Consider the following 15,501-nt stretch of genomic DNA (forward strand, 5'->3'; position numbering starts at 1 on the left):
CCTTCGACGGACCCGCCGCGAAGTGTTCATGTGCCGTCCCTTGACGCTCTGTGAGACGAACCCTAAGGTCGCCGCACACAAGGGACGTCCTACGTCCGGTCATTTATGGCGGCGGCACTCGATTGCAACGGGGCATCGGAGGGTCGGATGGCAAGCGGTGTGGCAGCGCGCGTGTACGAGGTCTCCGTGCCGTTCCGGGCGGGGGCCGAGGGGTACGCGAGCTATCGCATTCCGGCGGTGGTGGCGACGGCCGCCGGGACGCTGCTGGCCTTCGCCGAGGGGCGGGTGGGGTCCTCCGCCGACCACGGGAACATCGACCTCGTCCTCAAGCGGTCGGCCGACGGCGGGCGGACCTGGGGGCCTTTACAGGTCGTCGCGGAGAACGGCAGCGGCACGGCCGGGAATCCGGCGCCCGTGGTCACCGCCGGCGGCCGCGTCGTCCTCGTCCATGTGACCAGCGCCGCCACCGCCACCGAGGCCCTGATCCGGCGCGGCGAGGTGTCCGCCGCCGACGGGCGCCGGGTGTGGGTGACGCACAGCGACGACGACGGGGCGAGCTGGAGCGCGGCCCGGGAGATCACCGGCGAGGCGAAGCGGCCGGAGTGGCGCTGGTACGCCACCACGCCCGGCCACGCCCTGCGGCTCCGGCACGGCTCCTGGGCGGGCCGGATCGTCGTCCCGGGCAATCACTCGACGCCGCCGACCGTCGCCGGCGACACCGGGGCCGAGGGGAAGTACGACGGCGGACACGATCTGCTCAGCGACGACGACGGCGTCACCTGGCGGATCGGGTACGTCGAGGACAACCCCGACGGATACGTCAACGCCAACGAGACCACCGCGGCCGAACTCCCCGACGGCCGGGTCTACTTCAACACCCGCAGTGACGCGAACGCGCCCGGCAACCGCGCCGACGCCCACTCGTCCGACGGCGGCGCGACTCTCGACAAGCCCTTCAGGCCGCAGGCCGGGCTGGTCGCGCCGGTCGTCGAGGGCAGCGTGCTGCACCTGAGCGAACCCGGGGGAGCAGAGGCAGGCGTGCTGCTGTTCTCCGGGCCCGCGGACCCCGGCTACCGGGCCCTGATGACGGTGCGGGTCAGCCGCGACGGCGGGGTCACCTGGCGGCCCGCGCACACCGTCGACGGGCTGCCGGCCGCCTACTCCGACCTGGTCAGGATCGATGACGCGACCGTCGGACTGCTGTACGAGACCGGCGACTTCAGCGCCTACTCGACGATCACCTTCCGGCGCATTCCGGTGAAGGAGCTGGTATGAGCGAGATGCACCACCACAGTTCTCACGGGCACCTCCAGGCCCCCGGGCGGCGCGCCGTCCTGGGCGGCGCGGCCGCCGTGGCGGCCGGCTTCGCCCTGGCGGGCTGTGGCTCGGACGACGGGGACGACGAGCCCAAGGGCCGCAAGAAGGGCGAGAAGGTCACGCTGACCTTCTGGTCCTGGGTGCCGGGCATCGACAAGCCCGTCGATCTGTGGAACAGCAAGAACCCCGAGGTGCAGGTCAAGGTCGAGAAGGTCTCGGCCGTGGACGGCGCCCAGTACGCGAAGATGCACGCCGCGATCAAGTCGGGCAACCCGCCGGACCTCGGTCAGATCGAGTACCCGGTCGTGCCCAGCTTCCTCATCGACAACGGCCTGCTGGACCTCACCAAGTACGGGATCGACAAGTACAAGGACAAGTTCGTCGGCTGGCAGTGGCAGCAGTCGGTGTTCGGCAAGGCCGTCTACGCCGTGCCGCAGGCGTCCGGTCCCATGGGCCTGTTCATCCGTCAGGACCTGTTCGACAAGTGGGACATCGAACCGCCCACCACCTGGGACGAGTACGAGGCGGCGGCCAAGGCGATCCGTAAGAAGGGCGCCTGGATCGAGACCTTCTCGGCGACCAACGGCAACCGCTTCGCGGGCCTGGCCTGGCAGGCCGGGGCGCGCTGGTTCGGCACCGAGGGCGACACCTGGACGGTGTCCATCGACGACGAGCCGACCCGCAAGGTCGCCGACTACTGGGAGGCGCTGGTCAAGCAGAAGCTGATCAAGACCATCCCGGACCGGCAGAACGCCTGGTACAAGGACGTCCAGACCGGTGCGATGGCCTCCTGGCTCGGCGCCAGCTGGGGCGATGCGCTGCTGGTCGGCAACGCCCCCAAGACCAGCGGAAAGTGGCGGGTCGTGCCCATGCCGCAATGGAAGAAGGGCGACGGCGCCTTCGCCAACTGGGGCGGCTCCACCACCGCGGTCTTCGCCAAGAGCAAGTACCCCCAGGACGCCCTGGACTTCGCGATCTGGCTCAACACCGATCCCGAGTCGATCAAGCTTCTTATCGACAACGGCTATGGCACTCCCGCCGCCAAGCAGGGCTACGCCACCTCCCAGCTGGATGTGCACAAGGACTTCTTCGGCGGCCAGGAGTACAGCAAGGTGTTCGACGCCGCGAGCAAGGGCGTGGACACCAGCTGGCGGTGGGGCCCGGCCACCGACACCCTCTACCAGCGGCTCGGCGACGCCTTCACCGCGGCCTTCGGTGACGGCGGCTCCTTCCGGTCCGTACTGAAGAAGGTGCAGGGCGAGACGATCAGTGATCTCAAGCAAAAGGGACTGCAGGTGAAGGCCGGGTGAGACGCCCCACCCGCACCGAGGCCCGCAGCGCACGGGCGGCGGCCGGATTTCTGCTGCCCTTCCTCGCGCTTTTCCTCCTGTGCTTCATCGCGCCCATCGGATACGCCCTGTATCAGAGCCTGCTGAAGGTCGAGCGCACCGGCGCGCTCGGCCTCGGCGGCGAGACCAACGAGGTGTGGGCGGGCCTGGCCAACTACACCACCGCGCTCCAGGACGACCGCTTCACCGCCGGGTTCGGGCGGGTGCTGCTGTTCGGCGCCGTGCAGATCCCGGTGATGATCGTGCTGGCCACCGGACTCGCGCTGCTGCTGGAGGCGGCGTCCGCCCGCTGGGTCGGCTTCTTCCGGACGGCCTTCTTCCTGCCGTACGGGGTGCCCGGCGTCATCGCGTCGATCCTGTGGGGCTTTCTGTACGTACCGGGCATCAGCCCCCTGGTGGAGATGGCGCACTCCGCCGGATGGGACGTGGACTTCCTGGGCCGCTCCACCGTGCTGTGGTCCATCGCCAACATCGTCACCTGGCAGTTCACCGGCTACAACATGCTGGTGCTGATCGCTCAGCTGAAGGCCGTGCCCGGCGAGCTGTACGAGGCGGCGCGCATCGACGGGGCCAGGGCCTGGCAGATCGCCTGGCACATCAAGCTGCCGCTGATCCGGCCCGCGCTCGTGCTGACCACCGTCTTCAGCATCATCGGCACCCTCCAGCTGTTCGCCGAACCCAAGGTGCTCAAACCGCTCAGCAACTCCATCGACTCCGGCTACACACCCAACCTGGCCGCCTACAACGAGGCGTTCACCAGTAACAACCAGCACATCGCTGCGGCCGAGGCGGTGCTGCTCGCGCTCGTCGCCTGCGTGCTGTCCTTCGGCTTCCTCAGGCTCGTGGGACAGCGAGAGCCCAAGAGGAAGGGCGGGATGAGCAGGTGAGCACCCAGGTCACCCAGCAGATCCCGGCGGACGGCACCCCGGCGCCGGACACCGGGGCCAGCGAGCCGCGCCGCCCCGGCCGCCGCCGGGACGGCCGGCAGCCGCCGCTGCGCTACCGCATCATCACCGTCTCGCTGCTCGCCGTCGCGGCCGTCTACTTCCTGGTCCCGGTCTACTGGCTGGTGGTGTCGTCGACCAAGTCAAGCAGCGACCTCTTCGGCACGTTCGGCTTCTGGTTCCACGACCCGCACCCCATCGACTATCTGCGCCGGGTGCTGACCTACGACGACGGCATCTACGTCCGCTGGTTCGCCAACAGCCTGATGTACGCGGGCGTCGGGGCGCTGGCCGCGACCCTGCTGTCGGCCGCCGCCGGCTACGCCCTGGCCAAGTTCCCCTTCCCCGGGCGGGAGGGCGTCTTCAACGTCATCCTCGCCGGGGTGCTCATCCCGGGCACCGCGCTCGCCCTCCCGCTGTATCTCCTCTTCAGCGAGATGGGGCTCGCCAACACCTACGCGGCGGTGCTGCTGCCCAGCGTGGTCAGCCCCTTCGGGGTCTACCTGTGCCGGATCTACGCGGCCGCCGCCGTGCCCGACTCGCTGCTGGAGGCGGCGCGGATCGACGGCGCGGGCGAGGCGCGGATCTTCTCCACGCTCGGGCTGCGGCTGATGACCCCGGCGCTGGTGACCGTCTTCCTGTTCCAGTTCGTGCATATCTGGAACAACTTCTTCCTGCCGCTGGTGATGCTCTCGGACTCCGATCTGTATCCGATCCAGCTGGGCCTCACCTCCTGGCAGGGGTACGCGGACCGGCAGCCCGAGCTCTACCAGTACACGGTCGGCGGCGCCTTCCTGTCCGTACTGCCGCTGATGGTCCTGATGGGGGTCCTCCAGCGGTACTGGCGCACCGGGCTCACGGAGGGCAGCGTCAAGGCGTGACCGGGGCGGGCGTGTCCGTGTCGCCGGGCGTGTCAATATCGCTGTCATGACTACTGCTGATGACCCGACCCCTGCGAAGAAGGCCCCCGCCAAGGACCCCTGGGACCTGCCCGACGTGTCCGACCTGGTCGTCGGAGTGCTCGGGGGCACCGGCGACCAGGGGCGCGGCCTGGCGTACCGGCTGGCCCGGGTGGGCCAGAAGGTGATCATCGGCTCCCGGGCCGCGGAGCGGGCGCGCACCGCGGCCGAGGAGCTGGGCGGCGAGCAGTCCGGCATCGAGGGCGCGGAGAACGTCGAGTGCGCGCGGCGCAGCGATGTCGTGATCGTCGCGGTGCCGTGGGAGGGCCACGCCAAGCTCCTGGAGGCGCTGCGCGAGGAGCTGAGCGGCAAGCTCGTCGTCGACTGTGTGAACCCGCTCGGCTTCGACAAGAAGGGCGCCTACGCGCTCAAGCCCGAGGAGGGCAGCGCCGCCGAGCAGGCCGCGGCCCTGCTGCCCGACTCACGGGTGACCGCCGCCTTCCACCATCTGTCGGCGGTGCTGCTCCAGGACCCGGAGGTCGAGCGGATCGACACGGATGTGATGGTGCTGGGCGAGAGCCGCGCCGACACGGACCTGGTGCAGGCGCTGGCGGGCCGGATCCCCGGGATGCGGGGCGTGTTCGCGGGGCGGCTGCGCAACGCCCACCAGGTCGAGTCGCTGGTCGCCAACCTGATCTCGACGAACCGCCGCTACAAGGCGCACGCGGGCCTGCGGATCACGGACGTCTGACCGGACTGCCGGACTGCCGGACTGCCGGACTGCCGGGATTCCGGACTGTCGGACTGCCGGACGGGGCGTGGGACGGGGCATGGGGGACAATGTCCGGGACTGGTACATCCCCGGACAGGAGTCGACCTCATGCCCCGACTGGCCCTCTACACCCTGGCCGTCTGCCTCCTCGCCACCGCCGCGGCGGTCGTGTCCTTCGCGCGGGGCAGCTGGCTCGGCGTCGTGTGGATCCTGCTCGCGGGCATCTCCTCCAACATGACCTGGTACTACCTGCGCAAGGCCAAGATCGACCGGGCCGCCGCCCAGGAGGGTGCCCGGGAGGCCCAGGTCACGACGGGTTGAGCCACGACGGGTCGAGCTAGGACAGCTGGGGCTCGCCCTTCCAGAAGCTGAAGAACTCACGGCCCCAGAACGTCTCCCACTCCGACACGCCCAGCGCCCGCATCACCGCGTCGATGGCGTCGAAGAAGACGTGGTTGACCTCCGGAATCCACAGCACACCGAACACCGCGAGCAGCCCGAACGGCGCGTACGGCTCGACCTGCCGCCGCACCCGGTACGACAGCCACGGCTCGATCACGCCGTAGCCGTCCAGCCCCGGGACCGGGAGGGAGTTCAGGATGGCCGCGGTGACCTGGAGCATCGCCAGGAACGCGAGCGCGTAGCGGAACACGGCCGGCACGCCGTCCAGGGCGCCGAGCCAGAACGGCGCGGTCAGCGCGACGGCGAACGCGACATTCGTCAGCGGCCCGGCCGCCGAGATCAGGCTGTGCTTCCAGCGGCCGCGGATGCGGTGCCGCTCGATGAACACCGCCCCGCCGGGGAGCCCGATCCCGCCCATGATCACGAAGATGACGGGCAGCACGATGCTGAGCGCCACATGGGTGTACTTCAGCGGGTTCAAGGTCAGGTAGCCCTTGGCGCCGATCGATATGTCGCCGCCGTGCAGCGCGGTGCGCGCATGGGCGTACTCATGGAGACACAGCGACACGATCCAGCCCGAGACCACGAAGAGGAACACGGCGAAGCCGGGGCTCGCGGAGAAGTCCGTCCACACCGCCCATCCGGACACGCCCATGATCGCGACCAGGGCGAGGAACACGGGGCTGATCCGCCGGTCGCGGCGGGTGACTGCGGTGGCCATGCGTGATGTCTCTCCGTGGGGGCTGTGCGGTCGGGGCAGGGTGCGGTGACCGGGAAACGTCGAGCGGGGTGCGGGGAGTTCCGGGGGCAGATGCTATGGGCGAACAGCTGAGCGGACCAGCCGCCGCCGTGCATGACAATAGGGCGGTGCGCTACGCCATACTCGGCACCACCCAGGCCCAACGCGACGACGGTACCCCCGTCACGCTCGGCGGCACCCGTCTGCGCGTACTGCTGACCGTGCTGGCGCTCCACCCCGGACGGGTGCACACCACCGGCGCGCTGATCGAAGAGGTGTGGGACGCCGACCCGCCCGCCGACGGGAACGGTGCGCTACAGGCCCTCGTCGGCCGCCTCCGCAGGGCCCTCGGCAAGGACGCCGTGCGCTCGGTCCCCGGCGGCTATCGGCTCTGCGCCGACCGCGACGACATCGATCTGCACCGCTTCGAACGCCTCGTGGACGAGGGGGCCAGGGCCCTGGACGACGGCGACCCGGCCAAGGCCGCCGCCGTCCTCGACGACGCCCTCGCCCTGTGGCGCGGCCCGGCCCTCGCCGACCTCCCCGGCGGCGGCTCGACGGCGGCCCGGGCCGAGGCCCGCCGCCTGGACGCCCGGCGCTGCCGCATCGCGGCCGACCTCGCCCTCGGCCGGGCCGAGCAGGCCCTGCCCCAGCTCGCCGGGGACTGCGCCGCCCATCCGCTCGACGAGCCCCTGCACGCCCTGCGGATCCGCGCGCTGCGCGACGCGGGCCGCCCGGCGGAGGCGCTGACCGCGTACGAGGCGATCCGCGTCGAGATCGCCGACCGGCTCGGCGCGGACCCCGGGCCCGCCCTGCGCGCGCTCCACGCCGAGCTGCTGGACCCGCCCGCCGTCCCCGTAATGCCTGCCGCATCTGCTGTATCTGCGCCATTTGTGACATCTGTGACATCTGTGACATCTGTGACACCTGCTGTATCTGCCGTATCCGCGGCGCCGGGGGGCGCGCCGGCCCCGGCCTCCGACGGCGTACCGCCCCGGGGGCCGGGTGCGCGGCCCGGGGCGCGGGGCGGCAATCTGCGGGCCCGGCTCACCAGCTTCGTCGGCCGCGAGGCGGACCTCGGGATGCTGCGGGCGGACCTGGCCGGGCAGCACCGGCTCATCACCCTCCTCGGGCCCGGCGGGGCCGGGAAGACGCGGCTGTCGCAGGAGGCCGCCGAGTCGGCGGCGGACGTCTGGCCGGACGGCGTCTGGCTGGCCGAGCTGGCGCCCGTGGACGACCCGGGGACCGTGCCGGAGACCGTGCTCACCGCGCTCGGGGCGCGCCAGACCGTCATCCGCGGCACCGCCGCGGAAGGGCTGCGGGCCGCGACCGACCCGACCACGTTCGACCCGCTCGCGCGGCTCGTGGAGCACTGCGCGCCGCGCCGCATGCTGATCGTGCTCGACAACTGCGAGCACCTCGTCGACGCCGCGGCCCGGCTCGCCGAGACCCTGCTCACCCGCTGTCCCGGCGTCACCGTCCTGGCCACCAGCCGGGAACCGCTCGCCGTCCCGGGCGAGTTGGTGCGCCCGGTGGATCCGCTGCCGGACCCCGTCGCGCTGCGGCTGCTCCAGGACCGGGGCGCGGCGGCCCGGCCCGGCTTCCGGGTGGACGATGACCCGGCCGCCTGCGCCGAGATCTGCCGCAGGCTCGACGGCCTGCCGCTGGCCATCGAGCTGGCCGCGGCGCGGCTGCGGTCGCTCACCCCGCGTCAGCTCGCCGACCGGCTCGACGACCGCTTCCGCCTGCTGACCAGCGGCAGCCGGACCGTGTTGCCCCGCCAGCAGACGCTGCGCGCGGTCGTCGACTGGTCCTGGGAACTGCTCGACGAGCGGGAGCGCACCGTGCTGCGCCGGCTGTCGGTCTTCGCGGGCGGCTGCGACCTGGCCGCCGCCGAGGCCGTATGCGGGGACCCGGGCGACGGGGCCGGTGGGGGCGGAGAGGCTGACGGGGGCGACGGGGCCGGCGGGGCTGACGCGGCCGGGCGGGCCGGCGCGGTCGACCCCCTCGATGTCACCGCCCTGCTCGGCTCGCTCGTCGACAAGTCCCTGGTCGTCGCCGCCCCCGACGCGGCGGGCGGGATGCGCTACCGGCTGCTGGAGACCGTCGCCGAGTACGCCGCCCAGCGGCTCGATCAGGCGGGGGAGCGCCCGGTGGTCGAGCGGCGGCACCTGGTCGCCTACCGGGAGCTGGCCCGCATCGCCGACCCCCTGCTGCGCGGCCGGGAACAGCGTGTGTGGCTCGGCCGGCTGGAGACGGAGCACGACAATCTGCGGGCCGCTCTGCGCCGCGCCGTCGCCGTGCGTGACGAGCACGAGGCGCTGTGCCTGGTGCTGTCGCTCGGTTGGTTCTGGCAGCTGCGCGGCCACCGCGGCGATGCGCGCCAGTGGTCGGCGGCCGCGGCGGCGCTCGGCCCCAACCCCTTCGCACCGCCCGTGTCCCCGGTGCCCCCGCTGTTCGCGTCCGCCACGGACCGGCCGCCGCCCATGCCGCCCGACCTGCTCGACGAGGCGCGGCGTGGGGTGCGGCTGATCGGGCTGGCCAACATCGAGGGCGACATGCGGGAGCTGGGGAGCGAGGAGGCGCGGCGCGAGCTGCGGGGGATCGTCTCCGCCTACCACCCGGGGCTGCCGCAGAACTGCCGCGTACCGGGCTTCATGTGGTTCTACGCCGTGCTGCTCACGGGCGACTTCGCGCTGCTGCGGGAGATCGTCGAAGAGGGGGTGCGCACCTGCCGGGAGCTCGGCTACGAGTGGGAGACTGCCATGATCCTGCAACTGCGCGCCAAGATCCTGAGCGACCGGGTCGAGGAGACCGACGAGGCGCGGCGGGACGCCGACGAGAGCCTGGAGATCTTCACCCGGCTCGGGGACGCGTGGGGCGTGGCCGAGGCCCTGTCCGGCCGGGGTGAGCTGCTGGAGCAGCGCGGAGAGGGCGAGGCGGCCGCCGCCGACTACCGCGCGGCGATCGGCTGTGCCGAGCAGCTCGGCGCGCTGACGCAGGTGACGCTGCTGCGGGCCCGGCTGGCCGGGGTGATGGTCGAGAGCGAGGTGGCGGCCGAGGTCGCCGAGGGCGAGCGGATGCTGCGCGAGGTGGTGGAGCAGGGGCAGCACGTGGACTCCGAGGCGCTGGCCTACGCCCGGCTGCACCTCGCCATGCGGTGCGGCAACGTCGGAGCCACCCAGGAGGCGCGGGTCCAGCTGGAGCAGTTGCTGGCGGAGTTCGACCAGCGCGCGCTGGACCTCTTCCAGAGTCTGGTGGAGGGGCTGCTCGGCTGGCTGGATCTGCTCGACGGACGGCCCGAGGACGCCCTGCTGAGGCTGCGGGGAGCCCTGACCAAGGGCGACGACCCGCTGGCCCAGATGATCGCGCCGCAGATGCGGGTCATCCATGTCCTGACCGGTGCCCGGGCACTGGCCGTGCTGGGCGGCGCGGCGCGAGCCGAGACCGCGGCGCGGCTGCTCGGCGCGTACGACGCGCTGCGGCCGACCGGCTACCACGTCCCGACCATGGAGATCACGAACCGCGAGGAGGCGGAGGCCGCGGTGCGGGACCTGCTGGGCGACGCGGCGTACGAGCGGGCGTACGCCGAGGGCGGCGGCCTGTCCCTGGAGGAGGCCACCGCCCTCGTATGACGCGGCGGGTGCGGCGGGTGCGGCGGTTCGTGCGCGGTTCAGGTCTTGTTGCGGAACTTCGCCACCGCCAGCGGCGCGGTGACCACCGTGATGGCCAGCGCCCAGATCAGGACGATGGTCACCGGATGGGCGACCGCGCCATGACCGCTGGTCAGCGCCCGGGCCCCGTCCGCCAGCTGGGACAGCGGGTTGTAGTCGGTGAAGGACTGCAGCCACCCCGGCATGGTCGAGGTCGGGGCGAAGATGGACGAGCCGAACTGCAGCGGCATGATCACGAGGAACCCCAGTCCCTGTACGGCCTGAGGGGTCTTCAGCGACAGGCCGAGCAGCATGAATATCCAGGTCAGCGAGGAGCCGAAGAACAGGGCCAGGGCGACCGCGGCGAGCAGCTCGACCGGGCCGGTCTTGAGGTCGAACCCCATGATGAAGCCCATGACCAGCAGGACCACAGTGGACACCAGCATCCGGCCGGTCTCCACGATCAGCTTGGCGATCAGCACCGAGGAGCGGGCGATGGGCATCGTCCGGAAGCGGTCCATGACGCCCTTGTTGAAGTCGTCGTTGACGCCGGTGCCGACCGACATCGCGATGTTCAGACCGCCCATCGCCATCATCCCGGGGATGAAGTAGTTCACGTAGGCGTTCCGGTCGCCCTGCGCCACCGCGCCGCCGAAGACGTACACGAACAGCAGCGAGAAGATGATCGGCATCAGCAGGGCGTCGAACATCGACTCCGGGTCCTGCTTGATCTGCAGGGCGTTGCGCCGCACCAGCGCGCCGGTGTGGCGCAGATTGGCGCGCAGCCCGATCCGGCCCTCGCCGGGCAGTGCCTTCACGGGCGCGGAACTCACCGTCGCGGCGCTCACGCGGCGACCTCCTCGAGTGCGTCGTGCGTCTCAGATATGGAGGTCTTCTGGCCGGTGATGGCCAGGAACACCTCGTCCAGGCTGGGCAGATGGGTGTCGATCCCGGAGATCGCGAAGCCGCGGTCGCCGAGCAGGCCGATCACGGCGGTCAGCTGCTCGTCGCTGATGATCGGCACATTGACCAGGCCCTCTTCCACATCCGCGGTCGCGCCGCCGACGCCGTCGAGCCCCGCCTGGGCGATCGCGCCGACCATGCGGTGCAGCTCGCCGGGGTCGGACGGGCGGATCTGCAGGGTGCGGCCGCCGACCTTGGCCTTGAGCTCGTTGACCCGGCCCTCGGCGATGACCTTGCCTTGGTCGATGACCGTCAGGTCGTCCGCGAGCTGCTCGGCCTCCTCCATGTACTGCGTGGTCAGCAGGACCGTGGAGCCCTCGGAGACCATCCGCTTGACCTCGTCCCACACCTCGTTGCGGGTGCGCGGGTCAAGACCGGTGGTCGGCTCGTCCAGATAGAGCACGGAGGGTTGGCCGATCATGGACGCGGCCAGGTCCAGCCGGCGGCGCATACCGCCGGAGTAGGTGCGCGCGGCCCGCTTGGCCGCGTCGGTCAGGGAGAACCGCTCCAGCATGGCGTCCGCCCGCGCGCGGGCGTCCTTGCGGGACAGGTCGAGCAGCCGCCCGATCATGTAGAGGTTCTCCCAGCCGGAGAGCTTCTCGTCGACCGAGGCGTACTGCCCGGTCAGCCCGATCCTGCGGCGCAGCTGCCGAGGCTGGCGCACCACGTCGTACCCGGCCACCACCGCGGTGCCGGCGTCCGGCACCAGCAGCGTGGAGAGGCAGCGGACGAGGGTGGTCTTGCCCGCGCCGTTCGGGCCGAGCACGCCGAGGACGGTGCCTTCCGGCACCGTCAGGTCCACCCCGTCGACGGCTTTGGTGTCGCCGAAGTGTTTGACCAGCCCCCGTACTTCGACGGCGTTGCCGCCGCTGGTCGTGTGTTCGTATCGCGTCATATGACCACGATGACAGCAGCCACCGACAGACCACCGACAAGCAGCAGACAAGCGGCAGACAAGCGGCAGACAGCCCGCCGACGGGGGAAGATCGGCGGGCTGTCGGTGTACCGCGATGGCTCGTGGTGCCGTGGCTCAGCGGCTGCTCAGTGGCTTCTCAGCGGCTGCTCAGTGGAACGAGTGCTCCGCGGCCGGGTAGGCGCCGCCGACGACGTCCTCCGCGAAGGCGCGTGCCGCGTCCCCGAGGGTCTGGCGCAGCTGCGCGTACTGCTTGACGAAGCGCGGCACGCGGCCGGCGGTCAGACCCGCCATGTCGGTCCACACCAGGACCTGCGCGTCGCAGTCCGGCCCGGCGCCGATGCCCACGGTCGGGATGTGCAGGGAGCGGGTGACCTCGGCGGCCACCTCGGCCGGGACGGTCTCCAGCACGACCGCGAAGGCGCCCGCGTCCTGGACCGCCTTGGCGTCCCGCAGCAGCTGCTGCGCGGCCTCCTCGCCGCGCCCCTGCACCGGGTATCCGCCGTAGGCGTTGACGGACTGCGGGGTGAGGCCGACGTGGGCCATGACCGGGATGCCGGACTGGACCAGCAGCTCGATCTGGTGGGCGGAGCGCTCGCCGCCCTCCAGCTTCACCGCGCCCACCCCGGCCTCCTTGACCAGGCGGGTGGCGCTGCGCAGCGCCTGCACGGGGCCTTCCTGGTACGAGCCGAAGGGCAGGTCGCCGACGATCAGGGCGCGCTTGGTGCCCCGTACGACGGCGGCGGACAGGATGGTGATCTCGTCCATGGTGACCGGCACGGTGGACTCGTAGCCGAGGTGGCAGTTGCCCATCGAGTCGCCGACCAGCATGACCGGGATGCCGGCCTCGTCGAAGACGGAGGCGGTCATCGCGTCGTAGGCGGTGAGCATGGGCCACTTCTCGCCGCGCTCCTTGGCGGCGGCGATGTCACGGACGGTGATGCGCCGGGACCCCTTCCCTCCGTACAGCGCCTTTCCGGCCGCGGACGGGCCGGTCCCGCTGCTGTCGGGCTGTTTCCCGGCAGGGCTGACGTGCGTCATCGCAACGCTCCTGTTCGTCATCTCGAGGCGCCCTCACGGCGTCCCCGGACCACCCCCATGCTGGCACGCGGTGCCGCCGGGCGAAAGTGGGCCCCGTACGGCCCCGCTCGGCGTGCGCGGGACCGTAAAGGCGGGTAAAGGCTCGCAAAGATTTTCCAATACGAGACGGTTCCGTATCGGAACGCTGCCTAGCCTGGGAGATATGGCCTCCCCCTCCGACACCCAGGGCGCCTCCGCCGTGAGCGGCGTCCCCGAGGTGATCCACCGCAGACGGTGGGCGATCCTGGTCGTGCTGATGCTCAGCGTCCTGGTCGTCGTCCTCGACAACTCCATACTCAACGTGGCGATGAAGACCATCGCCTCGCCCGAGCCGACGGGGCTCGGCGCCAGCCAGAGCCAGCTGGAATGGGCGATCAACTCCTACACCCTCGTCTTCGCCGGGCTGCTGTTCACCGCCGGTCTCCTCGGCGACCGGCTGGGTCGCAAGAAGGTGCTGCTCAGCGGCATGGTGGTGTTCGGCATCGGCTCGGTGCTCGCCGCGTACTCCGGCTCGCCGGGCGAGCTGATCGGCTTCCGGGCGCTGATGGGCCTGGGCGCGGCGCTCGTGATGCCCGCCACCCTCGCCATCCTGGTGAACGTCTTCGAGCGCGAGGAGCAGCCCAAGGCCATCGGCATCTGGACCGCGGCCGTCGGCCTCGGCATCGCGATCGGCCCGATCACCGGCGGCGTGCTGCTGGAGCACTTCTGGTGGGGCTCGGTCTTCTTCGTCAATGTGCCCGTCGTCGTCATCGCGCTGGTCGCGATGGCGCTGCTGGTCCCCGACTCCAAGGACCCGGCGCCCGGCCGGCTCGACCCCGGCGGTGTGCTGCTGTCGGTCGTGGGTCTGGTGCTGCTGGTGTACGGCATCATCAAGGGCGGCCAGCTCGCCGACTTCTCCGACGCGCGGGTGCTGGGCACGATCGGCGGCGGCCTGGTCGTCCTGGCGCTGTTCGTGGTGTACGAGAAGCGCAGCGACCACCCGGCTATCGATGTCTCGTACTTCCGCAAGCCCGCCTTCTCGGCCGCCGTCGCCGCGATCGCGCTGGTCTTCTTCGCCCTGATGGGCGTGACCTTCTTCATGGTCTTCTACATCCAGAGCGTGCGCGGCTACAGCGCGCTGGAGTCGGGCCTGCTGATCCTGCCGCTCGCCGTCGCCCAGCTGATCTTCGCGCCGCGCACCCGGCTGGTCGTCGAGCGGTTCGGGGTCCGGGCGGTGTGCGCGGGCGGCATGCTGCTGGTGGCCGGGACCATGGCGGGGTTCACGCAGCTGGGGGTGGACACCCCCCTCGTGGTGATGGAGCTGCTCTTCTTCTTCCAGGGCGCGGGGATGGCGCACATCATGCCGCCCGTCACGCTGACGGTCATGCAGACGCTGCCGCGCCAGAAGGCCGGCTCCGGCTCGGCGCTCAACAACACCTTCCGCCAGGTCGGCGGCGCGCTCGGGGTCGCGGTGCTCGGCTCGGTGCTCTCCACCTCCTACCGCAACGGCATCAAGGACACCCTGGCGGGCATGTCCGGGCTGTCCGACTCCGCGCGGCACACGGCGGGGGAGTCCGTCGAGGCCACCCTCGGCCTCGCCGAGAAGCTTGGGCCCACCAAGGGCCAGGCGCTGATCGGCCCCGCGCACGACGCCTTCGTCCACGCCATGCACATCACCGCGCTCGGCTCGGCGGCCGTCGCCCTCTTCGGCGCGCTGGTCGTGCTGGCCTTCCTGCCCGGCAAGGGCGCCGCCGAAGGCGAGCCCGGCGCCGGCCGGTCGCGGGAGAAAACGGGAGCCGGAGCGGAGCGATGACCGCGTCCGACTACGCGGGGCCCCGGCTGCCGGGGCGGCCGCGCAGCGCCGCCGCCGACGCCGCGATCATCGAGGCCGCGCTGCGGCTGATCGAGGAGGGCGCCACGATCGGCGAGCTGTCCATCGAGCGGATCGCGCGCGAGGCGGGGGTCGGCAAGGCCACCGTCTACCGCCGCTGGTCCGGCAAGGACGCGCTGATGATCGATGTGATGCGCTCGCTGGAGGAGCCGAGCCCGCGGCCGGCCGGGGTCTCGGTCCGCGACGACCTGGTCACCATCCTGGAGTTGATGCGGCGGCGCGGCCTGGCCAAGCGGAACTCCGCCCTGCTGCGCACCGTGGTCACTCAGATGCACGCCAACCGCACGCTGTGGCGCGCCTATGACGACCATGTGATAGCGGCCCGGCGCGAGGTGCTCTACGAGGTGCTGCGCGGTGGGATGGCGAGCGGCGAGATCCGCGACGACCTCGATGTCGAGCTGCTCGCCGATCTGTTCACCGGCCCGATGCTGTCCCGCACGATTCTTCACGAACGGAAGGCGCTGCCGGAGGGACTGGCCGAGCGCATCGTCGATACGGTGCTCGAAGGGGTGCGGCCCCGGGTGTGACGCCCGTCGCCTCGCGGCTGGTGACACCCGCCGTCTTATGGCTGGTTTGTGCCCGTTGTGTCACAACGGCCGC

Annotated in this window: 13 protein-coding genes; 9 read left to right on the forward strand and 4 right to left on the reverse strand. The window is 71.4% G+C overall.

Annotated elements, in window-relative coordinates:
- Positions 1-147: 147 nt before the first annotated feature.
- The 6 genes from ACWY4P_RS38445 (at position 148) to ACWY4P_RS38470 (ending at position 5,602) form a co-directional block, all read left to right on the forward strand.
- Positions 148-1,275 carry a sialidase family protein gene (locus ACWY4P_RS38445; RefSeq protein ID WP_456205186.1) on the forward strand — a complete coding sequence of 376 codons (1,128 nt, stop codon included), beginning with the start codon at positions 148-150 and terminating at the stop codon, positions 1,273-1,275.
- Complete coding sequence (locus tag ACWY4P_RS38450) at positions 1,272-2,627, forward strand: ABC transporter substrate-binding protein (protein WP_456205187.1); 1,356 nt, start codon at positions 1,272-1,274, stop codon at positions 2,625-2,627. Before ACWY4P_RS38445 ends, ACWY4P_RS38450 begins: the two co-directional genes overlap by 4 nt.
- Complete coding sequence (locus ACWY4P_RS38455; protein WP_456205188.1) at positions 2,624-3,553, forward strand: carbohydrate ABC transporter permease; 930 nt, start codon at positions 2,624-2,626, stop codon at positions 3,551-3,553. Before ACWY4P_RS38450 ends, ACWY4P_RS38455 begins: the two co-directional genes overlap by 4 nt.
- The gene (locus ACWY4P_RS38460) at positions 3,550-4,491 is read left to right on the forward strand and encodes a carbohydrate ABC transporter permease (protein ID WP_456205189.1); all 942 of its coding nucleotides are present in this window, start codon (positions 3,550-3,552) and stop codon (positions 4,489-4,491) included. Before ACWY4P_RS38455 ends, ACWY4P_RS38460 begins: the two co-directional genes overlap by 4 nt.
- 46 nt (positions 4,492-4,537) lie before the next feature.
- Positions 4,538-5,260, forward strand: coding sequence for an NADPH-dependent F420 reductase (gene npdG / locus ACWY4P_RS38465; protein ID WP_456205191.1), 723 nt, complete (start codon positions 4,538-4,540; stop codon positions 5,258-5,260).
- A 129-nt stretch (positions 5,261-5,389) separates the two neighbouring features.
- Positions 5,390-5,602 (forward strand): hypothetical protein, encoded by a 213-nt coding sequence (locus ACWY4P_RS38470; protein ID WP_456205193.1) that lies wholly within the window; start codon positions 5,390-5,392, stop codon positions 5,600-5,602.
- A gap of 16 nt (positions 5,603-5,618) precedes the next feature.
- Here ACWY4P_RS38470 and ACWY4P_RS38475 read toward each other — a convergent pair whose 3' ends face one another.
- On the reverse strand, positions 5,619-6,404 hold the full coding sequence (locus tag ACWY4P_RS38475) for a site-2 protease family protein (RefSeq protein WP_456205194.1): 786 nt from the start codon (positions 6,402-6,404) through the stop codon (positions 5,619-5,621).
- 146 nt (positions 6,405-6,550) lie between these two features.
- Between ACWY4P_RS38475 and ACWY4P_RS38480 the strand changes: the two genes are divergently transcribed.
- A complete protein-coding gene (locus ACWY4P_RS38480; protein ID WP_456205195.1) occupies positions 6,551-10,057 on the forward strand; it encodes an AfsR/SARP family transcriptional regulator in 3,507 nt (1,168 codons plus the stop codon).
- Between the two features lie 38 nt (positions 10,058-10,095).
- Here ACWY4P_RS38480 and ACWY4P_RS38485 read toward each other — a convergent pair whose 3' ends face one another.
- From ACWY4P_RS38485 to panB, 3 genes are all read right to left on the reverse strand, one after another.
- Positions 10,096-10,923, reverse strand: coding sequence for an ABC transporter permease (locus ACWY4P_RS38485; protein WP_456205197.1), 828 nt, complete (start codon positions 10,921-10,923; stop codon positions 10,096-10,098).
- Positions 10,920-11,933, reverse strand: coding sequence for an ATP-binding cassette domain-containing protein (locus tag ACWY4P_RS38490; protein ID WP_456205198.1), 1,014 nt, complete (start codon positions 11,931-11,933; stop codon positions 10,920-10,922). Before ACWY4P_RS38490 ends, ACWY4P_RS38485 begins: the two co-directional genes overlap by 4 nt.
- Before the next feature lie 168 nt (positions 11,934-12,101).
- Positions 12,102-12,992 carry a 3-methyl-2-oxobutanoate hydroxymethyltransferase gene (gene panB, locus ACWY4P_RS38495; RefSeq protein ID WP_456205199.1) on the reverse strand — a complete coding sequence of 297 codons (891 nt, stop codon included), beginning with the start codon at positions 12,990-12,992 and terminating at the stop codon, positions 12,102-12,104.
- 202 nt (positions 12,993-13,194) lie between these two features.
- Here panB and ACWY4P_RS38500 point away from each other — a divergent pair, with 202 nt between their 5' ends.
- Positions 13,195-14,823, forward strand: a complete 1,629-nt coding sequence (locus ACWY4P_RS38500) for an MFS transporter (protein ID WP_456205200.1) — start codon at positions 13,195-13,197, stop codon at positions 14,821-14,823.
- On the forward strand, positions 14,820-15,428 hold the full coding sequence (locus tag ACWY4P_RS38505) for a TetR/AcrR family transcriptional regulator (protein ID WP_456205201.1): 609 nt from the start codon (positions 14,820-14,822) through the stop codon (positions 15,426-15,428). The genes ACWY4P_RS38500 and ACWY4P_RS38505 overlap by 4 nt, the downstream gene beginning before the upstream one ends.
- Positions 15,429-15,501 lie beyond the last annotated feature (73 nt).

This window comes from Streptomyces sp. LZ34 (genome assembly GCF_053890475.1).